This is a genomic window from Priestia sp. SB1, assembly GCF_038898415.1.
Window position 1 is genome coordinate 54,905 of the sequence record NZ_JBBJSS010000004.1, and the last position, 21,069, is coordinate 75,973.

General features: G+C 40.1%; 22 protein-coding genes and 2 riboswitches. Of the genes, 19 read left to right on the forward strand and 3 right to left on the reverse strand.

Annotation, left to right across the window (positions count from 1 at the left end; translation table 11 throughout):
- Positions 1-46: 46 nt before the first annotated feature.
- The 17 genes from WKH56_RS15365 (at position 47) to cobO (ending at position 14,895) form a co-directional block, all read left to right on the forward strand.
- Positions 47-1,084, forward strand: a complete 1,038-nt coding sequence (locus WKH56_RS15365; protein ID WP_063247865.1) for a M42 family metallopeptidase — start codon at positions 47-49, stop codon at positions 1,082-1,084.
- A 28-nt stretch (positions 1,085-1,112) separates the two neighbouring features.
- Positions 1,113-1,268, forward strand: coding sequence for a hypothetical protein (locus tag WKH56_RS15370; RefSeq protein ID WP_168760861.1), 156 nt, complete (start codon positions 1,113-1,115; stop codon positions 1,266-1,268).
- A 167-nt stretch (positions 1,269-1,435) separates the two neighbouring features.
- Positions 1,436-1,594 carry a hypothetical protein gene (locus WKH56_RS15375; protein WP_014459832.1) on the forward strand — a complete coding sequence of 53 codons (159 nt, stop codon included), beginning with the start codon at positions 1,436-1,438 and terminating at the stop codon, positions 1,592-1,594.
- 146 nt (positions 1,595-1,740) lie between these two features.
- Positions 1,741-1,919, forward strand: a riboswitch (cobalamin riboswitch).
- Between the two features lie 118 nt (positions 1,920-2,037).
- Positions 2,038-2,217: riboswitch (cobalamin riboswitch) on the forward strand.
- A gap of 100 nt (positions 2,218-2,317) precedes the next feature.
- A complete protein-coding gene (locus WKH56_RS15380) occupies positions 2,318-2,698 on the forward strand; it encodes a (2Fe-2S) ferredoxin domain-containing protein (protein WP_063247866.1) in 381 nt (126 codons plus the stop codon).
- A gap of 13 nt (positions 2,699-2,711) precedes the next feature.
- Positions 2,712-4,334 carry a precorrin-3B C(17)-methyltransferase gene (cobJ, locus tag WKH56_RS15385; protein WP_063247867.1) on the forward strand — a complete coding sequence of 541 codons (1,623 nt, stop codon included), beginning with the start codon at positions 2,712-2,714 and terminating at the stop codon, positions 4,332-4,334.
- Positions 4,335-4,351: 17 nt separating this feature from the next.
- On the forward strand, positions 4,352-5,263 hold the full coding sequence (locus WKH56_RS15390) for a sirohydrochlorin chelatase (protein WP_033579551.1): 912 nt from the start codon (positions 4,352-4,354) through the stop codon (positions 5,261-5,263).
- Positions 5,260-6,027 (forward strand): precorrin-6A reductase, encoded by a 768-nt coding sequence (gene cobK / locus WKH56_RS15395; RefSeq protein WP_063247868.1) that lies wholly within the window; start codon positions 5,260-5,262, stop codon positions 6,025-6,027. Before WKH56_RS15390 ends, cobK begins: the two co-directional genes overlap by 4 nt.
- 5 nt (positions 6,028-6,032) lie before the next feature.
- Positions 6,033-6,680 carry a precorrin-8X methylmutase gene (locus tag WKH56_RS15400; protein ID WP_013083415.1) on the forward strand — a complete coding sequence of 216 codons (648 nt, stop codon included), beginning with the start codon at positions 6,033-6,035 and terminating at the stop codon, positions 6,678-6,680.
- A 3-nt stretch (positions 6,681-6,683) separates the two neighbouring features.
- Positions 6,684-7,787: a cobalt-precorrin-5B (C(1))-methyltransferase gene (locus tag WKH56_RS15405; RefSeq protein WP_028408304.1), complete on the forward strand. Its 1,104-nt coding sequence runs from the start codon at positions 6,684-6,686 to the stop codon at positions 7,785-7,787.
- Positions 7,777-8,973 carry a bifunctional cobalt-precorrin-7 (C(5))-methyltransferase/cobalt-precorrin-6B (C(15))-methyltransferase gene (locus tag WKH56_RS15410; RefSeq protein WP_063247869.1) on the forward strand — a complete coding sequence of 399 codons (1,197 nt, stop codon included), beginning with the start codon at positions 7,777-7,779 and terminating at the stop codon, positions 8,971-8,973. The genes WKH56_RS15405 and WKH56_RS15410 overlap by 11 nt, the downstream gene beginning before the upstream one ends.
- A gap of 2 nt (positions 8,974-8,975) precedes the next feature.
- Positions 8,976-9,677 (forward strand): precorrin-2 C(20)-methyltransferase, encoded by a 702-nt coding sequence (gene cobI / locus WKH56_RS15415; RefSeq protein WP_048019199.1) that lies wholly within the window; start codon positions 8,976-8,978, stop codon positions 9,675-9,677.
- Positions 9,674-10,450: a precorrin-4 C(11)-methyltransferase gene (gene cobM, locus WKH56_RS15420; protein ID WP_028413122.1), complete on the forward strand. Its 777-nt coding sequence runs from the start codon at positions 9,674-9,676 to the stop codon at positions 10,448-10,450. The genes cobI and cobM overlap by 4 nt, the downstream gene beginning before the upstream one ends.
- On the forward strand, positions 10,447-11,571 hold the full coding sequence (locus WKH56_RS15425; RefSeq protein ID WP_048019200.1) for a cobalt-precorrin 5A hydrolase: 1,125 nt from the start codon (positions 10,447-10,449) through the stop codon (positions 11,569-11,571). The genes cobM and WKH56_RS15425 overlap by 4 nt, the downstream gene beginning before the upstream one ends.
- A gap of 13 nt (positions 11,572-11,584) precedes the next feature.
- Positions 11,585-12,967: a cobyrinic acid a,c-diamide synthase CobB gene (locus tag WKH56_RS15430; protein ID WP_063247870.1), complete on the forward strand. Its 1,383-nt coding sequence runs from the start codon at positions 11,585-11,587 to the stop codon at positions 12,965-12,967.
- Positions 12,964-13,734 carry a uroporphyrinogen-III C-methyltransferase gene (gene cobA, locus WKH56_RS15435; RefSeq protein WP_013057306.1) on the forward strand — a complete coding sequence of 257 codons (771 nt, stop codon included), beginning with the start codon at positions 12,964-12,966 and terminating at the stop codon, positions 13,732-13,734. The genes WKH56_RS15430 and cobA overlap by 4 nt, the downstream gene beginning before the upstream one ends.
- A 20-nt stretch (positions 13,735-13,754) precedes the next feature.
- Positions 13,755-14,324, forward strand: a complete 570-nt coding sequence (locus WKH56_RS15440) for a nitroreductase family protein (protein WP_033579163.1) — start codon at positions 13,755-13,757, stop codon at positions 14,322-14,324.
- Between the two features lie 31 nt (positions 14,325-14,355).
- Positions 14,356-14,895 (forward strand): cob(I)yrinic acid a,c-diamide adenosyltransferase, encoded by a 540-nt coding sequence (gene cobO / locus WKH56_RS15445; RefSeq protein ID WP_014459837.1) that lies wholly within the window; start codon positions 14,356-14,358, stop codon positions 14,893-14,895.
- Positions 14,896-14,921: 26 nt separating this feature from the next.
- Here the strand turns inward: cobO and spoIIP are convergent, their stop codons facing one another.
- Complete coding sequence (gene spoIIP, locus WKH56_RS15450) at positions 14,922-16,091, reverse strand: stage II sporulation protein P (RefSeq protein WP_168760859.1); 1,170 nt, start codon at positions 16,089-16,091, stop codon at positions 14,922-14,924.
- A gap of 160 nt (positions 16,092-16,251) precedes the next feature.
- Positions 16,252-17,820 (reverse strand): RQC-minor-2 family DNA-binding protein, encoded by a 1,569-nt coding sequence (locus WKH56_RS15455; RefSeq protein ID WP_310883871.1) that lies wholly within the window; start codon positions 17,818-17,820, stop codon positions 16,252-16,254.
- Positions 17,821-18,069: 249 nt separating this feature from the next.
- Here WKH56_RS15455 and WKH56_RS15460 point away from each other — a divergent pair, with 249 nt between their 5' ends.
- Positions 18,070-19,662 carry an APC family permease gene (locus WKH56_RS15460; protein WP_013057301.1) on the forward strand — a complete coding sequence of 531 codons (1,593 nt, stop codon included), beginning with the start codon at positions 18,070-18,072 and terminating at the stop codon, positions 19,660-19,662.
- Positions 19,663-19,817: 155 nt separating this feature from the next.
- The gene (locus tag WKH56_RS15465; protein WP_275211066.1) at positions 19,818-20,357 is read left to right on the forward strand and encodes an SMI1/KNR4 family protein; all 540 of its coding nucleotides are present in this window, start codon (positions 19,818-19,820) and stop codon (positions 20,355-20,357) included.
- A gap of 42 nt (positions 20,358-20,399) precedes the next feature.
- Here the strand turns inward: WKH56_RS15465 and WKH56_RS15470 are convergent, their stop codons facing one another.
- On the reverse strand, positions 20,400-20,900 hold the full coding sequence (locus tag WKH56_RS15470; RefSeq protein WP_033579159.1) for a GNAT family N-acetyltransferase: 501 nt from the start codon (positions 20,898-20,900) through the stop codon (positions 20,400-20,402).
- Positions 20,901-21,069 lie beyond the last annotated feature (169 nt).

The window sequence follows — 21,069 nt, forward strand, 5'->3', positions numbered from 1 at the left end:
AACATATGGTAAAATAAAAGAAATGAGAGACAAAGGAAGTGTCATAATGACGGAAACTGTTCAGTTAATTAAAAAGCTTGTTTCGATTCCCAGTCCTTCTGGAAATACAGAAAAGGTGATTTCATTTGTCGAAGACTATGTAAAAGAGCTAAATATTCAAACGTATCGCAATCGAAAAGGAGGCTTAGTCGCTACTATTCCCGGTAAAGATACGGATCATCACCGCATGCTGACGGCTCATGTCGATACATTAGGTGCTATGGTAAAAGAAATCAAACCGAGTGGACGTCTGAAAATCGACTTGATTGGAGGGTTCCGCTACAATTCCATTGAAGGAGAATATTGTGAAATCGAAACGTCAGCAGGAGAAGTATTTACAGGGACCATCCTTATGCATCAAACATCTGTTCATGTGTATAAAGATGCAGGTAAAGCTGAGCGAAATCAAGATAATATAGAAATTCGATTGGATGAAAAAGTACATAGCGCAGAAGATGTTCGCAGTCTTGGAATTGAAGTCGGCGACTTTGTTTCGTTTGATCCTCGTGTAGAAATAACAAAAAGCGGTTTTATTAAATCTCGTCATCTCGATGATAAAGCAAGCGTAGCTTTATTGCTTCAGCTCATGAAAACAATTCAAGAAGAGCAGATCGAACTGCCATACACTACGCACTTTCTTATTTCAAATAATGAAGAAATTGGATACGGAGGAAATTCGAATATTACGCCTCAAACGGTAGAATACTTAGCGGTTGATATGGGTGCCATGGGAGATGGACAATCTACTGATGAATACACCGTGTCTATTTGTGTAAAAGATTCAAGCGGCCCATATCATTACGGTTTGAGAAAGCATTTGGTGGAGCTAGCCAAGGAGCACGATATTCAGTACAAATTAGATATTTATCCGTTTTACGGATCAGATGCTTCTGCTGCTATTCGTGCCGGGCATGACATCGTACACGGCTTAATTGGTCCAGGAATTGATTCTTCTCATGCGTTTGAGAGAACGCATCAAGATTCATTAAACCATACGTACAAGCTTCTTTACCACTATATCCAATCGAACATGGTTCTGCTTTAAGAAAGGAATATTTAATTAGTGTATTTTTATGCAAAACAAAGAGCAGGAAGGGACTATGATGTCTGTACTTTCCTTTCCTAAAAAAGAAGCCGGCTGTCCGGATTCTTTTTTTAATAAATACTATATATTTTTTACTGGTGAAGCAACAGTTGGTAAAAAAAGCACCTTTTTTAAAGAGGTATAATACGGCTTAAACCTTTTGTACATTTTGTTCATTTACAGAAGTTAAAATGTTTTTAAATTTTTAAAAGTTTCTTGTGACAAGTTTTGTAGAATGGGTTTTCAAAAGGATATGGTTTCGTCATAATGTGGATATAGCGATCACTACAATAATCGGAGGCGAATCTTTTCATGTGGGTACTGACGGTATATGCTGGAAAAGAAATGAAAATGTTTGAATTTGAAACTGAAACGCAGGCGAGAGAAGCTTTTGCCAAAACAAATGGCTGTAAAGTTCTTTCAGAAGTCGTGTATTATAATGATCCTCATTTAACATTAGTAGCTATATAATGAAAAAACAAGAGCTGACTTTATGCTCTTGTTTTTTTATAGCTTCTTGTATCTTACGAAAAGAATAGAGTTGAAATAAAAAAAAATGTACGCTATGATATGGTAGTTACTTCTATTATTCTGATAGTTTAAAAGGTTCATATATATCAAACAGCAACAGTAAAGATGCCAAGAAGGCTTAATAGGGAAACTGGTGAAAGACCAGTACTGCCCCCGCAACTGTAAGTGTGGACGAACGAGTATAACCACTGTGGAAAAATCACGGGAAGGTTCTCAAGTAGAATGATACACAAGTCAGGAGACCTGTCTTTATTGTGAAGTTTCTATTTCTCCGGGGAGCGGGAAGGGAAACGTTGGCTTAAAGTGGCATTTGTGTACACTTTTATTCTGACGTTTTACCCGCTCGCATATTAGCGAAGCGGGTTTTTCTCGTAGCACAAAACTACATATCGTGCAAAAAAGGTGCGCAATGTTCACATTGCGTTAAATGGGAAGTCTGGTGTGAAGCCAGCGCGGTACCCGCCACTGTGAAGAGGAGCTGATTGCATATGCCACTGTATTCGGGAAGGCGCAATCAAGTAATGAATCGAAGTCAGGAAACCAGCCTTTTTCTAATGCGAAGCTTACCCTACGGGATATAGGTGGAAGTGCAAAAACTTAGTTTGAATTTTCTGCGCCTCTATCATTGATAGAGGCGTTTTTTTAGTAAAGGAGCGAATGAGTGTGACGACTTGGAACTTGAATGCAACAAAGCATCACGTATTGATTTGTAATGGAAGCAGCTGTATGAGAAAAGGTGGAGAAGAAGCCACGCAAGCTATTCGAAATAAAGTGACTGAACTGAATCTAGATGAAGCGGTTCACACAACCCGTACGCGCTGTAACGGAAGATGCAAAGATGCTCCTGTAGCTATCGTGTACCCTTCAGGAGATTGGTACAAGCAGGTCACTGAAAACGTAGCTCATCGAATTGTTGAAGAACATTTAGCAGGAGGCTGCAGTATAAAGGAATCACTTATTTATGAATATGATCAAAACGGTTTTGTTTCTCCGGAAAAGAGTGACTCCATAGAAGGAATTGACAAAGTAAAAAGTAACGCATAAAGGAGGAGCTAGCATGAAAGGTAAACTGTTAGTTATTGGATTCGGTCCAGGAAGCTTTGAACATATTACACAGCGAGCAAGAGAAGCCATTCAAGAAAGTGATATGATCATTGGTTATAAAACCTATGTGGAATTAATTCAAGGACTATTAACGAATCAGCAAATTATTAGTACAGGAATGACCGAAGAAGTAAGCCGTGCACAAGAAGCCGTAAAGCAAGCTGAAGCGGGAAAAACCGTGGCGGTCATTTCAAGCGGAGATGCAGGAGTATACGGAATGGCCGGCCTTGTGTATGAAGTGTTGATTGAAAAAGGATGGAAAAAAGAAACGGGCGTAGAGCTGGAAGTGATTCCTGGCATTTCGGCTATTAATTCATGCGCATCCCTCCTTGGGGCGCCCGTGATGCATGATGCCTGTACGATTAGTTTAAGTGACCACCTTACGCCTTGGGAGTTAATCGAAAAACGAATCGAAGCAGCTGCACAAGCAGATTTTGTAGTAGCTTTTTATAATCCGAAAAGCGGAAGACGCACAAGACAAATTGTGGAAGCGCAAAGGATTTTATTAAAATACCGTTCCCCCGATACGCCTGTTGGTCTTGTGAAAAGCGCTTATCGTGACCGTGAAGAAGTGGTAATGACCAATTTAAAAGACATGTTAAATCATGAAATAGGCATGCTGACTACCGTTGTTGTCGGAAATTCATCTACGTTCTTTTACGATGACTTAATGATTACACCGCGCGGGTATCAGCGGAAATATACCCTCAACCAAACAGAGCAGCCGCTAAGACCGCATCAGCGACTTCGAAAAGAAGCAGAACCATGGGCTCTTGATCAAGAGGAGACTGTAAAGCAAACGGCTTCAGCTATTGAAGATGTTCAGAATACAAAAGAAGAAAAAGCAGCTTCACGAGCTCTGGCAGAAGAAGCGCTTCAAGCAATTTTAGGTGAAACTACTTCACCGGTCGTACACCAGCCAATTGAGTCTATTTTTGAAGTGGCAGTTAGTCCAGGGCTTGCGAATAAGAAGTTTACGCCCGTTCAAATGACAACACTAGCAGAAGTTGTTGGTGAAAAAGGTACGATGGAGTATACGCCTGACCATCAAATCAAACTGCAAATTCCAACGGCTCAGCCAGATGTGATTATTAAAAAGCTCCAATCAGCTTCCTTTTTACTATCTCCAGTCGGAGACGTGTTTACAATTAAAGCGTGTGATTTTTGTGATGGAGAAAAAAGTGACGCCATCCCGCATACGGAACAATTACAAAAGCGTCTCGGTGGAATGGACATGCCAAAAGAGCTGAAGCTTGGTATTAATGGATGCGGTATGGCCTGCTACGGTGCTGTTCAAGAAGATATCGGCATTGTCTACAGAAAAGGTGCGTTTGACTTATTTTTAGGGGCTAAAACGGTTGGACGAAACGCCCATTCAGGTCAAATTGTGGCGGAAGGCATAGCGCCCGATGACATTGTTGAAATAGTGGAGAACATTGTCAATGAATATAAAGAAAAAGGTCATCCAAATGAGCGGTTTCATAAATTCTTTAAGCGTGTGAAGAATGTTTATGGATTCGACTATCAAGATATAACACCAAAAATAAAAGTAGAACCAGCTCCGTGTGGAGATTAAAAATGGGAGGGCATTATATGAAATCAGTTTTATTTGTCGGTCATGGAAGTAGAGATCCTGAAGGGAACGATCAAATTCGCGAGTTTATCTCGACTATGAAGCATGATTGGGACCCATCTATTTTAGTAGAAACGTGTTTTCTAGAGTTTGAACGTCCGAATGTAAGTCAAGGCATTGATACATGTGTGGCAAAAGGAGCGACAGATGTAGTTGTAGTTCCAATTATGCTCTTGCCAGCTGGCCACTCAAAAATACATATTCCGGCGGCTATAGATGAAGCTAAGGAAAAATATCCACACGTAAACTTCGTGTACGGACGTCCCATTGGCGTTCATGAAGAAGCCCTTGAAATTTTAAAAACGAGATTACAAGAATCAGGAGAAAATTTAGAAACTCCAGCTGAAGACACGGCTGTTATTGTCTTAGGGCGAGGAGGAAGCGATCCTGATGCAAACAGTGATTTATATAAAATTACGCGCCTTCTTTGGGAAAAAACAAACTACAAAATCGTCGAAACTTCTTTTATGGGCGTGACCGCTCCATTGATTGATGAAGGAGTGGAACGATGTTTAAAACTGGGCGCTAAAAAAGTGGTTATTCTCCCGTATTTCTTATTTACAGGAGTACTAATTAAGCGTTTGGAAGAAATGGTGAAGCAGTATAAAATGCAGCATGAAAACATTGAGTTTAAGCTAGCCGGCTATTTCGGTTTTCATCCAAAACTGCAGACAATTTTAAAAGAACGTGCTGAAGAAGGATTAGAAGGCGAAGTGAAAATGAACTGCGATACATGTCAATATCGCCTCGGCATTATGGAGCATATTGATCACCATCATCATCACGATCATGATCATGATCACGGGCACCATCACCACGATCACCATCATGACCATCACCACCATGAAGATAAGGTCGGCGAGTTAAAATGATTTTATTGTTAGCGGGAACTAGCGATGCACGTGCATTAGCTGTTCAAGTGAAAAAAGAAGGTTACGACGTTACGGCGACGGTTGTAACCGACAATGCAGCAATCGAATTACAGCGAGCAGAAGTGAAAGTGAAAATTGGACGTCTCACACAAGAAGATATGATGACTTTTATAAACGAACATGGTGTAAAAGCTATTGTGGATGCAAGTCACCCCTTTGCCGAAGAAGCATCTAAAAACGCCATCGGTGCGGCTGCTGAAACATCGATTCCTTACATACGCTATGAGCGGGCTTCGCAGGCTTTTACCTACGACAATATGACGATGGTTTCTACGTATGAAGAAGCAGCTGAAGTAGCAGCTGAGAAAAAAGGAGTTATTATGCTGACAACAGGCAGCAAGACGCTGCAGGTTTTTACAGAAAAGCTCCTTCCTCTTTCAGATGTACGGCTTGTTGCTCGTATGCTTCCAAGGCTGGATAATATGGAAAAGTGTCAGCAGTTAGGATTGCCGCAAAAAAATATTATTGCTATTCAAGGTCCGTTTACAAAAGAGTTTGATCAAGCGCTTTATACGCAATACGGAGTGACGGTCATGGTCACAAAAGAAAGCGGAAAAGTTGGATCTGTGGATGAAAAAGTGGAAGCAGCTAAAGAGTTAGGCTTAGATATCATTATGATTGGGCGACCGAAAATTGAGTATGGGACCGTGTATTCCACGTTTGAAGAAGTGGTTCATGCTTTAGTAAACCAAACTAGGAGTTGATTGAGATGGATTTTCGTACAGAATTTAAACCGTTAACTGTTCAGCCTCAGCAAATTGAAGGGAAAAGTTTTGAAATGATTACAGAAGAGCTTGGACCTCATCCGTTTACAGATGAACAGTACCCAATTGTTCAGCGGGTAATTCACGCGTCTGCAGACTTTGAGCTTGGACGCAGTATGCTGTTTCATCCAGATGCGATTCAAGCAGGAATTAAAGCCATTCGCAGCGGCAAGCAAGTGGTTGCAGATGTACAAATGGTGCAAGTAGGAACAAACAAGCAGCGAATTGAAAAACACGGCGGTGAAATCAAAGTTTATATTTCAGATCCGGACGTAATGGAAGAAGCAAAGCGCTTAAATACAACGCGTGCAATTATTTCTATGCGAAAAGCAATTAAAGAAGCAGACGGCGGGATTTTTGCAATTGGGAACGCACCGACAGCTTTACTTGAATTAATTCGTTTGATTAAAGAAGGAGAAGCGAAGCCTGGGCTTGTTATTGGTCTGCCGGTAGGATTTGTTTCAGCAGCTGAATCGAAAGAAGAACTTGCAAAACTTGACGTGCCGTTTATTACAAACATTGGGCGAAAAGGCGGCAGTACGGTAACGGTTGCTGCATTAAATGCAATTTCAATTCTTGCAGATCAGGTGTAACACATGAAGGAAGTACCAAAAGAACCTAAGAAACTCAGAGAAGGCTACACGACGGGCGCTTGTGCAACGGCAGCTACGAGAGCAGCTCTGCTTACGCTAATTTCAGGAGAAGTGCAAGATGAGTCAACGATTTACTTACCTGTCGGCCGCTTTGCTACGTTTCATCTTGAAGAATGCGAGTATCGCACAAGCAGCGCTGTAGCTAGCATCATTAAAGATGCTGGAGATGATCCCGATGCCACGCACGGAGCGCTGATTATTTCTGAAGTTTCGTGGTGTAATGGTGCAGACATTATCATTGATGGAGGAGTGGGAGTAGGGCGTGTGACAAAGCCTGGCCTCCCAGTTCCTGTCGGTGAAGCAGCCATTAACCCTGTGCCAAGAAAGATGCTGAAAGAAACGGCTGAACAGCTTCTAGCCCAATACAACATACAAAAAGGCGTTAAGATTGTCATCTCGGTTCCTGAAGGAGAAGAAATGGCGAAAAAGACATTAAATGCACGTCTAGGTATTTTAGGAGGCATTTCGATACTGGGGACGCGGGGGATTGTTGTTCCGTTCTCAACAGCTGCTTATAAAGCAAGTATCGTGCAGGCCATTAGCGTTGCTAAAGCGAGTAATTGTGAGCACGTTGTCATTACGACAGGGGGACGAAGCGAAAAATATGGAATGAAACAGTTCCCAGAACTTCCGGAAGAAGCATTTATCGAAATGGGAGATTTTGTTGGATTTACGTTAAAACAATGTAAAAAGCAAGGAATGAAAAAAGTGTCGCTCGTAGGCATGATGGGAAAGTTTTCAAAAGTCGCGCAAGGCGTTATGATGGTTCATTCAAAAAGTGCACCTATTGATTTTAATTTTTTAGCAAAAGCAGCTTCTGAGTCAGGCGCTTCTGCTGAACTGGTAGAGGAAATAAAAGGCGCAAACACAGCTTCTCAAGTGGGAGATTTAATGACGCAAAGCGGTCATCATCAGTTTTTCGAAAAACTGTGCGAGTACTGCTGTTTATCAGCATTAAAGGAAGTAGGGGACGGAATCGATGTCGATACGTCTCTTTACACATTAAAAGGAGATTTTTTAGGACAGGCGGTGCAACATGGCAATTAAAATTATTGGAATTGGTGACGACGGGAAGTTAAGTCTACTTCCTATGTATGAACAGTGGGTGTATGAAAGTGATGTGCTAATTGGAGGAAAGCGTCACCTTGACTTTTTTCAAGATTTCGAAGGAGAAAAAGTAGCCATTGAAGGAGGTCTTTCTTCCCTTGTTGAACGTTTAAAAAACGAAGAAGGAAATGCGGTTGTGTTAGCCTCAGGCGATCCGTTATTTTACGGAATTGGAAGCTATCTTTCTGCGAAGCTAGACGTTGAAATATATCCTTATTTAAGTTCTATTCAGCTTGCATTCTCACGTCTAAAAGAGCGATGGCAAGACGCTTATTTTACAAGCGTGCACGGCAGAAGTATAAAAGGGCTGGCTCAGCGCATTGACGGTTATAAAAAAGTGGCGATTTTAACCGATGAGCAAAATTCTCCTAGTGCTCTGGCAAACTACTTGTTATCATTCGGCATGACAGAATACAAGATGTTTGTGGCAGAGAATCTAGGTGGAGAGGCGGAGCGCTGTCAGCTGCTTTCGCTGGAAGAGGCGGCGAATCAACTCTTTTCTCCGCTTAATGTCGTGATATTAAAACAGGTAGAAAAAAGTCCAGTCTGGCCTCTCGGAATAGAGGACGATGAATTTATTCAACGCAAGCCGGACAAGGGACTTATTACTAAAAAAGAAGTTCGTACACTTAGTATTAGTGCCCTGCAGCTAAAGAGAGACAGCGTCGTATGGGATATCGGAACATGTACAGGTTCAGTCGCGATTGAAGCAGCTAAAATTGCGCGTGAAGGACAAATTTTTGCTGTGGAAAAAAACGAAGCAGACTTGGAAAACTGCAGGGGAAATCTAGCGAAATTTCGAGTAGATGCCCATACTGTGCACGGAAAAGCACCGGAAGGGTTAGGTGAGTTTGCTGATCCTGATGCGGTGTTTATTGGAGGGACAGCAGGAGGCATGGAAACCATTTTAGACGTGTGCTGCAACCGATTAAATTCAGGAGGGCGCATCGTATTAAATGCCGTAACGATTGAAAATTTGGCAGAAGCGATGAAAGCTTTTAAAGAGCGAGGATTTGAGACTGCTGTTACCCTTGCACAAGTTTCAAGAAGCAAGCCAATTTTACACTTAACACGATTTGACGCTTTAAACCCCATTTATATTATTACAGCCAAAAGAGGAGAATGAACATGATTGGAACATTGTACGGACTTGGAGTTGGACCAGGAGATCCAGAATTGATTACAGTAAAAGCATTTCGTAAATTAAAAGAATCACCCGTTATTGCGTACCCAAAAAAGCAAAAAGGAAGCAAAAGCTACGCCCAAAAAATTATTGATGTCTATTTCAGTGCAAATGAAAAAGACATGCTAGGCCTTGTGTTTCCAATGACAAAAGATCCTGCTATTTTAGAGAAAAAATGGACCGAAACAGTGGAACGAGTATGGGAAAAGCTCCAGGAGGGAAAAGATGTAGCATTTGTGACAGAGGGAGATCCTATGCTTTATAGCACGTTTATTCACATGATGCGCCTGATGCAAGAACGTCACCCTCAAGCTCCTATTCAAGTAATTCCTGGTATTTCATCTATTAACGGGGCTGCGTCTCGCTTAGGCATTCCATTAGCAGACGGTGATGAACACGTGGCCATTGTTCCTGCTCGTGAAGATTATGAAACAATGAAAAAAGTATTAATGGAAAACGACTGCGTTATTTTTATTAAAGTAGCTAAAGTCATCGATTTTATGGTCGGTCTTTTAAAAGAGCTTGATCTGCTTGAAAAAGCATCGGTGGTAACAAAAGTAACGTCAGATGAAGAAATTATTTGGAAAGCTTCAGAACTAGAAGGAGCCGATTTACAATACTTAACGCTAATGGTGGTGCGAAAATGAAGTTATACATAATCGGAGCTGGACCCGGAGATCCAGATTTAATTACCGTAAAAGGATTAAAATTACTTCAGCAAGCAGATGTTGTTTTATACGCTGACTCACTAGTAAGTCAAGAGCTAGTTGCTAAGTCTAAACCAGGAGCTGAAGTGTTAAAAACAGCGGGGATGCATTTAGAAGAAATGGTCAGCACGATGCTTGATCGCATGCGTGAAGGAAAAATGGTTGTAAGAGTTCATACCGGAGATCCTGCTATGTACGGAGCCATTATGGAACAAATGGTGCTTTTAAAAAGAGAAGGCGTTGAGATTGAAATCGTTCCGGGCGTCAGCTCCGTATTTGCTGCAGCTGCAGCGGCTGAAGCAGAATTAACCATTCCAGATTTGACTCAAACAGTTATTTTAACTCGTGCTGAAGGAAGAACGCCTGTACCTGAGTTTGAAAAATTAACTGATTTAGCAAAACATAAATGCACGATTGCGTTATTTTTAAGCGCGACGCTCACAAAAAAAGTAATGAAAGAATTTATAAACGCCGGTTGGAGTGAGGACACGCCGGTTGTAGTAGTCTATAAAGCAACGTGGCCAGATGAAAAAATTGTTCGCACGACGGTAAAAGACCTGGATGATGCTATGCGAACAAACGGCATTCGCAAGCAGGCGATGATTTTGGCGGGCTGGGCACTTGATCCTCACATTCATGACAAGGATTATCGTTCAAAACTTTACGATAAAACATTTACCCATGGCTTTCGAAGAGGAGTGAAGTCGGAATGATTCAACTCCAAGAAGGAAAAAAAGCTCCCATTACACAGCGCGGGGATTATGCCGTCGTGGCCATCACGAAGCACGGCGTAGAAATTGCAAGAAATCTCGGTCGCACCTTTCAGCAGTCTGACGTGTATTACATGAGCAAGTTTGAAAAAGGAGACGAACAAGAGCAGAACATTCAGCTGTTTTCAGGAAGCGTTCGGATGCTTTTGCCTTCTCTTTTTGAATCGTATAAAGGACTTATTATTATTATTTCACTGGGAGCAGTTGTGCGTATGATTGCCCCTATTTTAAAAGATAAGAAAACGGATCCCGCGGTTGTTGTCATTGATGATAAAGGCGAAAATGTCATCAGCGTGCTTTCAGGTCATATCGGAGGAGCAAATGAGCTTACGCGTGAAGTTGCGGCAGCTCTTGAGGCCCATCCTGTTATTACAACAGCATCCGATGTTCAAAAAACGATTCCCGTTGATTTATTTGGTAAGCGCTTTGGATGGGTGTGGGAATCAGCAGAAAAGCTAACCCCTGTCAGCGCTTCTGTAGTAAACGAAGAAGCAATAGCGGTGGTTCAAGAATCAGGTGAAAAGGGCTGGTGGCACTATGAGCACCCTGTTCCAGCTAACATTAAAACGTACTCATCGATTCAGACAGCTCTCGAAGCATCGCCACATGCAGCCTTGGTCGTAACGCATCGCAATTTAAAAAAAGAAGAAGAAGCGATCTTAGAAAACGGTGTTCTTTACCGTCCAAAAGTACTGGCGATTGGGATGGGGTGCAACAGAGGAACAAGCGCAGCGGAAATTGAAACCGTTATTGAAAAAACGCTTGCTGAACTTCAGTTTTCAATGAAAAGTGTAAAAGCATTATGTACAATAGAGTTAAAGAAAGATGAAGAAGGGCTGCTAGAAGTGGCGTCTAAGTACGGCTGGGAGTTTGTCTATTATTCGCCCCAAGAGCTAAACAGCATAAGTATCCAACAGCCTTCAGATACTGTCTTTAAATATACAGGTGCATATGGCGTTAGTGAACCTGCTGCTATGTTATACAGCGGTGCTGATACGCTTGAACTTGTGAAGAAAAAGTCAGGGAATGTCACCATTTCAGTGGCGCTTATTCCATATGACTAAAGGAGAGAACAACATGTCAAACAGAAGACTCGTCATTGCCGGTACCGGAAGTGGCGTAGGGAAAACAACACTTACAATTGGGCTGATGGCGGCATTAAAACAAGCTGGTTATAGAGTTCAAGGGTTTAAATGCGGACCCGATTATATTGATCCAACGTATCATACGGCTGTTACAGAACGAGCGTCTCGTAATATAGACAGCTGGATGCTTGAACACGATATGGTTAGGGAAATTGTAGCTCGAGCTAGTGAAGACGCTGATATTTCCATCATGGAAGGAGTTATGGGATTTTTTGATGGGAAAAATCCGTTAACGAACGAAGGGACAACAGCAGAAATCAGCTTAATTACCAATAGTCCTGTCCTTTTAGTTGTCAATTGTGCTAGTATGGCTAGAAGTGCAGCGGCAATTGTAAAAGGGTTTCAGCAATTTTTACCGGAAGCGAACATTGTCGGTGTAATTGCTAACCGAGTTGGAAGTGAAGGGCATTATAAACTTGTTAAGGCAGCGATTGAGCAGGAATGTCATATCCCTGTAGTAGGCTACTTGAAAAGAAACGATGATCTTACGATTCCTGAACGTCACCTCGGGCTGATCCCGTCGATTGAACGAGGAGAATTAACACCGTTTTTTGAACAGTTAGGGCAACTTGTTCATGATACAATTGATATTGAAAAAGTATATGAACTGGCTTTAGCTCCTAAAATAGAAATTAATGATCCTATCTTTACAAAGCCGTCCGTACCTCAAGTGAAAATTGCTGTGGCAAGAGATGCCGCTTTTAACTTTTATTATGAAGAAAATTTCGAATTGTTAAAAGCTTACGGAGCAGAGCTTGTAGAATTTTCGCCTTTAAAAGGAGAGACGGTTCCGCAAGATGCTGATGGCCTTTACATAGGAGGCGGATTTCCAGAAGAATTTGCTGAAACGCTGGCTCAGCAAATTGACGTTAAAAATTCTGTTCGAGCAGCCATCGAAAAAGGGATTCCTACACTTGCTGAGTGCGGAGGCTTTATGTTTTTAACAGATGCTATTGTCACAACAGATGATACATGCCATGAAATGGTGGGGCTTATTCCCGGACAAGTAAGAATGCAGATAAAATTGGCTGCTTTAGGGTACCGAGAAGTGACGGGAAAGCCAGGGAATTTTTTATTTAAAGGCGATATACAAGCTAAAGGCCATGAATTTCATTATTCAACCTTTCATTCAGAGAAAGAGTTTTCGCCTGCCTATGATACAAAAGGGATGCGAGGAATGAAAGAAGAAGGCTATATGAACAATAATTTAATTGCCGGCTATACGCACTTTCATTTCGGCTCTTCTACGAAGATGGTAGAAAACTGGGTGGAACAGTGTAAAGCGGTAAAAAAAGAAAGAAGAGATGCCGTGTGACAGTTGGAAAAGTATATTTAGTAGGAGCCGGACCAGGAGATCCGAAGCTAATAACCGTATATGGAATGGAGTGTATTCAAGAGGCGGATGTCATTTTATATGATCGCTTAGCTAATGAACAGTTATTAAACTATGCTAAAAAAGACGCGGAGCTTATTTTTTGCGGGAAATTACCGGGCAAGCACGGAGTCATCCAAGATCGTATTCACGAATTGCTTGTTGAAAAAGCACTTCAAGGAAAAGTAGTGACGCGCTTAAAAGGAGGCGATCCTTTTGTGTTTGGCCGCGGAGCAGAGGAAGCTGAAGTACTTGCTACTCAAGGAATTCCTTACGAAGTCGTGCCTGGTATCACGTCAGGAATTGCAGCTCCAGCTTATGCAGGAATTCCTGTTACCCACAGAGATCATGCCACTTCTTTTGCGATTGTAACGGGGCATGGAAGAGAAGAAAAAGGAAAAGATTATTTAAACTGGTCAGCGCTTGCTCAAGGAATAGATACAATTGCGTTTTATATGGGCGTTGGAAATTTACCTCATATATGCAAGCAGTTGATGGACCATGGACGAGATAAACATACGCCAGTAGCGCTTGTTCAATGGGGAACGACGAAGTATCAGCGCACCGTAACGGGAACGCTTGCCACAATCGAAGAAATAGCAAAAAAAGCAGAAATTGCTCATCCTGCCATCGTGCTTGTAGGTGAAGTAGTGACAATTAGAGAAAAAATAAAATGGTTCGAAGAAAGAGCGGAAAATATTCTGCTTTAACGTTAAAAGGAGGAGACAATATGACGATTATTTCACAGCTAAAAGAACGAAGAGCGGTACGAGATCATGAACCGCGTGAAGTCGAACAAGAGAAAATTGAACAGCTGCTTGAAGCAGCGACGTGGGCTCCAAATGACAGAATGAGAGAGCCCTGGAGCTTTTATGTGATTCAAGGAGAAGCAAAAAAGAAGTATGAAGAACTGGCTGAAGCGTATCTAAAGGAGCGCTTTCCGACAAAGCCTCATTTAGTAGAAAGTTCGTTAAAAGCAGTGAAAAATACACCTGTACATATTGTTGTAACAGCTGATACAGTTGAAGGAGACGAAGAAGCCACGGAAGATAACAAATATGCGGTTTCGTGCGCGATTCATTCCATGTGGCTAGCAGCTAAAGAATTAGGGCTTGGATTCGTTTGGAGAACAAGAGGAGTTGGTCTTGTTCGAGACGAGCGACTGTATGAGTTTATCGGAAAGCCTGCAGGTAAAGTCGTGGTAGGAAACGTATTTTTAGGCTACCCAAATGAAGAGTCTCTTACAAAAATGAAAGAGCCTGCTAGAACATCGTTTACAGAAAAAACAACATGGCTGTAAACTGAAATTCGAAGAAAAAGAGGTTTTTAGATTGAAAGACAAACGGGGTCTTACGTTAATTTATACCGGAGACGGTAAAGGAAAAACAACCGCTGCTTTAGGTCTCGCTCTGCGCGCTACGGGACGCGGACAAAAAGTATTAATGATTCAATTTATTAAATCTCCTCAGCGTACATATGGCGAAAAGCTGATGTTTGACAGAATAGGAATTGAAATGATTCAAACAGGAGTCGGCTTTACGTGGACAAAAACACCGCCTGAACATCGTGAAGCTTTGCAAAAAGCCTGGGCGCTAACGAAGGAAAAAGTCTTCTCAAACGAATATGATGTGGTTATTTTAGACGAGTTAAATAACGCACTGGCTATCGAGAAATTCCCTATTGATGATGTGCTACCGCTACACGAAGTAATTGACCTTATTCAAAAGCGCCCGGAGCATATGCATTTGGTCATTACCGGACGTTCTGCAAAAAAAGAAGTGATGGAAGCAGCAGATCTTGTGACGGAAATGAAGCCTCATAAACATTATTACGATGAAGGAATTCCGGCTGTAAAAGGAATTGAATTTTAAAAAGCCCTCAGTGAAGAGGGCTTTTTTTATGGAGCAGGGGCATCTACTTTTTCAGCTTGCCAGTAAAATTGGCTAATGACATCAGACAGTGCTTTTGTTGTGTTGGTTAGTTCATCAAAGTTATTGTCAACTCCGCCTACTTCAATTAAAATCGCATTTTTAGAAACATCTTGATTATATACACCGTTACCGCTGGATTTGTTTTTGCCAATAACTCCGCGGCTTAAGCCGGGATATTTCTTTTCAAGTCCTTCATGAAGCGCTTTTGCCATCTTTAAGTTTTGTTCAAAGTTTTGATTCGCTTTCCCTAAAACAAACACAACTTTTGCATACGATTTATTGTTAATCTTAATAGTTGTATTATCTTTTCGAAGTGAATCTCGGTGCAAATCGATAAAGTAAGTTAAATCTCTATTTTCAGTCATCGCCGTTTCAATTACTGTACGAGACATGGCGTACGATTGATTGGTGTTCCAACCTTTTTCTTTTAATTTCTGTCCAATATTGGTTTGATCTACTTCTGCTCCAATTCCCTGAGCCTCTAAATCTTTTCCTAGCATATTTGCGACTATATTAATATTGGTTTTACTATCTACCGCTTTATTAGCATCTGGATCACCTTCAAGTCCTAACAGAGGCAAGTAAGATTCCCAGCTGTGCGTATGATAAATATAAAATACCTTCTTTCCGCCAGTTGTATTATTATTTGGAGCATTCGTACCATTGTTTTCTTTAGGCTGCTGAACTTTTGTAGTAGAATTTCTCTCTTTTAGTGTTTCATCTAGCGGCGGTGCAGATTCTCTAGGGAAGTTTGTGAAATTTGTACCTTCACCGGCGATGATAATATTGGAGTCGTAAATACTGAATCCAGGAAGTTCGGAACCAAACAAGCTTCTCGCGTCTTCTGCTCGAATACTTGTTGATAACTCTAGCAGTGTAGAAGAAAGACCTGGAGGCGAGTAGTTTTCATCAAAAGCCGTTGAAAAATGATGGTTTTCTTGGCTCATTAAATAATAAAGACTTTCTGCTTTATGCTTCGATAACGTTTGATAGACAATAGAAGAATTGAACTGTTCTTTAAATGCTGAGTAACTTACTAGAACAATAATAGATGATGTCATTAAAACAACGGATAAAATAACAAGAACCATCTTATATGTTAACACTACAAAATTGGCGCGATTACTAGATTTCAATGGCGAAATCTCCTCTCTATGTCAGCGTCAGGCTAATAGGTATGAAGGACTTTGCTAATCTAGTAATCATTATATGAATGGAGATTTCTAATTATGATAAGCATTTAATAGAGAAAGTAGTCTTCAAAATCAAAAAAGAAGAATCACGTGAGATATAATCTCATATTCTCCGTGATTCTTCTTCAAATAGACGTCGGATGGCTTCTCCTTTTGGAGTGAGGCTGAATCCTTTTTTCTCTTTTTTTAGCAGCTGATAGTTTTGTAATTCTTGTAAATACGTAACGATACGCTTGCGCTTTACCGAATTTAATAATCCAAATGCGGTTATTTTATCAAGCTCTTTTTGACGAATACTGTTAGTAGAAACGCCTTCTAAAATTTGTACGTAACTCTGCTGAGTTTCCGTGTGCTTTAAGGTATCTATAAGCGTTAATAACCGTAGCAATTGGTTTGAATCAAACGTTATTTGACCGATTTTTAGTGGAGTCAAAAGCAGGTTCTGACGCTGCTTATGAAGTTCATTTTCTATCTTAGCACTTATTTCTGTCAGTTTCTTTTCTATTTCGTTTGGATCCATATAACATGTAAATTTGTTTGTTTCCTGCAGCAGGGTGGCATCTGAAAAATCCCACTGTGAAAACCATTGTATGGAACCAATTTTGAGATTGGCATTCGGTGTTTTTACTTGTAATACGTTTTGAATGAAGGAAAGAAAAGGATCATTTTCCCGTAAAACTTGTTCTTCATTAAGTTGATAAGTGGTTAGGCTGCACAATTTGTCTTGGATCTCTTTAATGTGCACTTCATGGTGCTTTAAAAGACTTTTCCACTTAAAAAAGACAAGAAGTTTTTGAATCACTTCTTTATTTTCATCCATAATCTCTTCGAACTGCCGCTGAGTTGTCACTAAGCGCTTGGCTGCTAGTACTACATTATACTCATCATCAAGTGAAATGGCATCACCTGTGACATCATATGTTACGGCGAGACCTCTGTTTTCTGAAGTTAAGCGAATGATCTCGTTTTCCCCGTGAACAGTTAATACCGTATCTTCCGTATCTGAAAATCCTCTCTCAAAAGCGGTGGAAGAAAGAGAGCGAAAAGGTCTCATAATGATTTCAATCCGATTGCGCCAAAAAGCAATTTGCTCAGGGTTTTTCATAATAAAAAGCAAAGGTGATTTTTTTGATTGTTCAATTGCTTCAATCACATCTGCATTTCGGTGATAAAGAGAAATGAGGGGGTGTTTGAAAAAACACTTATTAATATGTTGAATCCATTCTTCTTTTGAAGAATCATGTATTCTAGCGCAAAACATGTAATCTTTCATAATGCTTCCGAGATAATTTTCCAACTCATTTTTAGTCAAAACCGTAAAATCTTGAGAATAAAACTCATCATGATGAATAGGAATGCCGCGATTCTTATTATATTCTTTCCATAGAAATGAAGTTGGTTTCCAAAAGTAAGGATAAACGTCTTCATTTTTATCAATTGCGACGGGAAAACCGCCCCTATGATTTCCATATAAGAATGTTTGAAAAAGGATGATATCTTCTTGAGGTAACTCATTCATTGCTCGCTCAAAGTAGTCATTTAAACGTCCAAGCAACCCTTTAGTATGTTTACTTCCTACGGACCGAATCGATTTATTCTTACGTCCGAGCGGAAGGAATGTTAAGTGGTTGTAAGCTGTAAAATCAACTGGCAAATTCTCTGGTAAAGTCATTTATCTAACTCCTTTCATTTATTGAGTATTTTACCCATTAAAGAAAAGAAGAAAAAGTTTTAATGTGTCTTGAACGCAAGAATGATTTTTTAAAATTTTCTGTTAATTAACCTTCAGAAATAAAGAAAAGGGATTCAAAGTAATTTTGAATGGGTATAGTAATAAAAATTTTGACATATATTATCGAATATATATGAATGTTGTCAAAAAAACCAACAAAAGTGATGATTCATCCAAAGGAGGAAGCTTATGGAGAATAAAGGTCCGTTTAAAAAGACGATATCCCTATTAGATTTAACATTGATTGGATTAGGGGCTATTTTTGGCTCCGCTTGGCTGTTTGCCGTTAGTAATGTCGCTACGCAAGCAGGTCCTGCAGGAAGTTTTTCTTGGGTTATTGGTGGAGTTATTATTTTATTAATAGGCCTTGTATACGCCGAGCTAGGGGCTGCCTTGCCTCGTACAGGAGGAATTATTCGATATCCTGTTTATTCACACGGTCATCTTGTAGGCTATATGATTTCGTTTATTACGATCGTAGCTTACACTAGTTTAATCGCTATCGAAGTAACAGCAGTGAGACAGTATGTGGCTTACTGGTTTCCAGGTTTAACAAAATCCGGATCTGACTCACCAACGATATCTGGATGGATTCTACAATTTGTGTTGCTTTGCTTATTCTTTTTACTCAATTACTGGAGTGTAAAAGCATTTGCGAAATCGAATATTATCATTTCTATTTTCAAATATTTTGTACCGCTTACGGTAATTGTAACGTTGGCATTTTATTTTAAGTCAGGAAACTTTACGATGGGAGAGTTTGCTCCCGGGGGATTTGATGGTATCCAGGCCGCCATTGCTACAGGCGGGGTTATGTTTGCTTACTTAGGCCTTCATCCAATTGTATCGGTAGCTGGAGAGGTAAAAAATCCTCAGCGCAATATTCCAATTGCTCTTGTGATTTGTATCATTCTAGCAGCTCTCATTTATACTGCTCTACAAGTATTGTTTATCGGAGCTATTCCATCTGACATGATTAAAGGCGGTTGGTCCGGCATTCAAGATAAATTCTCACTGCCGTTTAAAGATATTGCTGTTGTTCTTGGCCTTGGCTGGCTAGCAACACTTGTTATTTTAGACGCTATTTTATCACCGGGTGGTAACGGTAATATTTTTATGAATACAACATCTAGACTTATCTATGCTTGGTCTCGTAACGGTACGTTATTTAAAACGTTTGCCCATGTGGATAAAAAAACAGGGATTCCACGATCATCTTTATGGCTTTCATTAGGACTTTCGATTTTTTGGACACTGCCATTTCCTTCGTGGAATGCACTCGTAAACGTATGCTCTGTTGCGCTTATTCTATCTTACGCGATTGCACCAATTTCATCAGCGGCCTTTATGGTGAACGCAAAAGATTTGGAAAAGCCTTTTAAATTAAGAGGAATGAGTATAATTGGTCCATTATCCTTTATTTTTGCTTCCTTTATTGTGTACTGGTCAGGATGGAAGACTATTTCGTGGCTGCTAACTTCTCAACTGGTCATGTTTGTTATATATTTGATTTTTGCTAAATATGTGCCTAAAAATGAAGTAAGTCTTCGTCAGCAGATTAAATCAACATGGTGGCTAGTTGCTTATTATATCATCATGCTCTTTATTTCTTATATCGGTTCGTTCGGCGGAGGGAAAGGTTTAATTGATACGCCTGTAGACTTAATTATCATAGCGGTCGTATCTCTTGGGATTTATTATTGGGCTAAATATACGGGCCTTCCAAAAGCGCTTATTGATTACGATCACCATCCTGAACAGGAAGAAAAAGCGCCTGTATAACCTGTAAAGCAGCGACATTCGCTGCTTTTTTCTATGTTATGCAAACATGAATTTCTAAAGTTTATCGTATAATTGAGTAGGAAAGAAGGAATTAGCACATTATTGTTTAATTAATGTAATGTAACCGTTTTAAATCCAACGCTTGGAGGAAGAGTATGATTGAAAAAATAATAAATTCACTTCGAAAGCGGCTGTGGGAAAACAATAATGTTATAGAAGTGTGTAAAAATGAAGGAGAAGTATACAGAACCACTTGTACTTTTTTTGATGGAGTAAGCAAGAACCAACTGCAAGTTTTTGAAGAAGAAATGCATGTATCACTTCCTGAAGACTACAAGCAGTTTTTGCAGCTAACAAATGGGTGTAATTTGTTCATTGATGCTGACAAAAAAATAACAGGGAATTTTTATAGCTTAGAAGACGTAAGAGAAACAGCTTATAAAAGTCAGAGTCTTTATATGACAATTGGGTCTGTCGGAGAAGAAGAGATTATCATTGACTCTAAAAAATCAGCGCACTCTGCATATATAATAGTAAAAAAGCGGAACGCATCGTTTCAAGATGCACATGTATTACATATGAATTTTCAGAAATGGCTGGATTGTTTTATAGTGAGTCAAGGGAATTGTTTTTGGCACTGGAATAAGCTTTGTAATAAAGCTCATTCAACGGATAAAAAGACAACGGCTCAATAATATTATCGTCTAATAAATAAACGAGCACACTAGTGTGCTCGTTTATTTATTAGAAGGAAGACGTTCCCAACCGTATGCTTCGTCTTCAACTTTAGTTTCTCCAAATTGACTTGTACGATTCAAGCTTTTTTTGCCGCCTAATTTTTTATAAAACTGAACGGCTTTCTTATTTTTCTTCATGGCCCAAATAATCATAGACGTATAGTGCTGATCAGTAAATTCTTTTACTGAATGAGAAAACAGAAGACGACCAACTCCTTGGTTTTGCACTTCCTTGCAAACGTATAGCGCGTATATTTCAGCAGCAGACAAATGAGGTTTACCTGCTGAAAAGCCGACAATCTCTTCTCGTTCATCGATAGCGAGCAAAATAAAATGAGAAGGCTCGGTAAGAAAAAGGGACCACTTTTCTGCACTTTGTTTATAAGACAAGTTGTTTAAATAAGCATCAGGTACTAACCCTTTGTATGTAATGCGCCAGCTGTCTACGTACAGACGGGCAACAGAAGGGATGTGAGAGGAAGTAGCTTTAATAATTTTCATTAAAAAGTCTCCTTTTTTAAAATATTAAGGCATATAGTATACCTTTCAGCCTAAGAATATTATGAAAAATAGATCATAATTTTCCAGTAATTCATAAAATGGTAAAAAAGGTGGTGTTCATTCTTACTCTATCACGGTAAAGTGAGAATATACATTTGTTTTGTTGTTT

What these genes read in the sequence shown, in the direction of transcription:
- WKH56_RS15465 (WP_275211066.1), top strand. Translation starts at nt 19,818, where the DNA reads ATGATTGAAAAAATAATAAATTCACTTCGAAAGCGGCTGTGGGAAAAC.
- WKH56_RS15365 (WP_063247865.1), top strand. Translation starts at nt 47, where the DNA reads ATGACGGAAACTGTTCAGTTAATTAAAAAGCTTGTTTCGATTCCCAGT.
- cobJ (WP_063247867.1), top strand. Translation starts at nt 2,712, where the DNA reads ATGAAAGGTAAACTGTTAGTTATTGGATTCGGTCCAGGAAGCTTTGAA.
- WKH56_RS15390 (WP_033579551.1), top strand. Translation starts at nt 4,352, where the DNA reads ATGAAATCAGTTTTATTTGTCGGTCATGGAAGTAGAGATCCTGAAGGG.
- WKH56_RS15370 (WP_168760861.1), top strand. Translation starts at nt 1,113, where the DNA reads ATGCAAAACAAAGAGCAGGAAGGGACTATGATGTCTGTACTTTCCTTT.
- WKH56_RS15405 (WP_028408304.1), top strand. Translation starts at nt 6,684, where the DNA reads ATGAAGGAAGTACCAAAAGAACCTAAGAAACTCAGAGAAGGCTACACG.
- cobM (WP_028413122.1), top strand. Translation starts at nt 9,674, where the DNA reads ATGAAGTTATACATAATCGGAGCTGGACCCGGAGATCCAGATTTAATT.
- cobI (WP_048019199.1), top strand. Translation starts at nt 8,976, where the DNA reads ATGATTGGAACATTGTACGGACTTGGAGTTGGACCAGGAGATCCAGAA.
- WKH56_RS15470 (WP_033579159.1), bottom strand. Translation starts at nt 20,900, where the DNA reads ATGAAAATTATTAAAGCTACTTCCTCTCACATCCCTTCTGTTGCCCGT.
- WKH56_RS15410 (WP_063247869.1), top strand. Translation starts at nt 7,777, where the DNA reads ATGGCAATTAAAATTATTGGAATTGGTGACGACGGGAAGTTAAGTCTA.
- WKH56_RS15375 (WP_014459832.1), top strand. Translation starts at nt 1,436, where the DNA reads ATGTGGGTACTGACGGTATATGCTGGAAAAGAAATGAAAATGTTTGAA.
- WKH56_RS15440 (WP_033579163.1), top strand. Translation starts at nt 13,755, where the DNA reads ATGACGATTATTTCACAGCTAAAAGAACGAAGAGCGGTACGAGATCAT.
- WKH56_RS15460 (WP_013057301.1), top strand. Translation starts at nt 18,070, where the DNA reads ATGGAGAATAAAGGTCCGTTTAAAAAGACGATATCCCTATTAGATTTA.
- WKH56_RS15400 (WP_013083415.1), top strand. Translation starts at nt 6,033, where the DNA reads ATGGATTTTCGTACAGAATTTAAACCGTTAACTGTTCAGCCTCAGCAA.
- WKH56_RS15455 (WP_310883871.1), bottom strand. Translation starts at nt 17,820, where the DNA reads ATGACTTTACCAGAGAATTTGCCAGTTGATTTTACAGCTTACAACCAC.
- WKH56_RS15430 (WP_063247870.1), top strand. Translation starts at nt 11,585, where the DNA reads ATGTCAAACAGAAGACTCGTCATTGCCGGTACCGGAAGTGGCGTAGGG.
- WKH56_RS15425 (WP_048019200.1), top strand. Translation starts at nt 10,447, where the DNA reads ATGATTCAACTCCAAGAAGGAAAAAAAGCTCCCATTACACAGCGCGGG.
- cobK (WP_063247868.1), top strand. Translation starts at nt 5,260, where the DNA reads ATGATTTTATTGTTAGCGGGAACTAGCGATGCACGTGCATTAGCTGTT.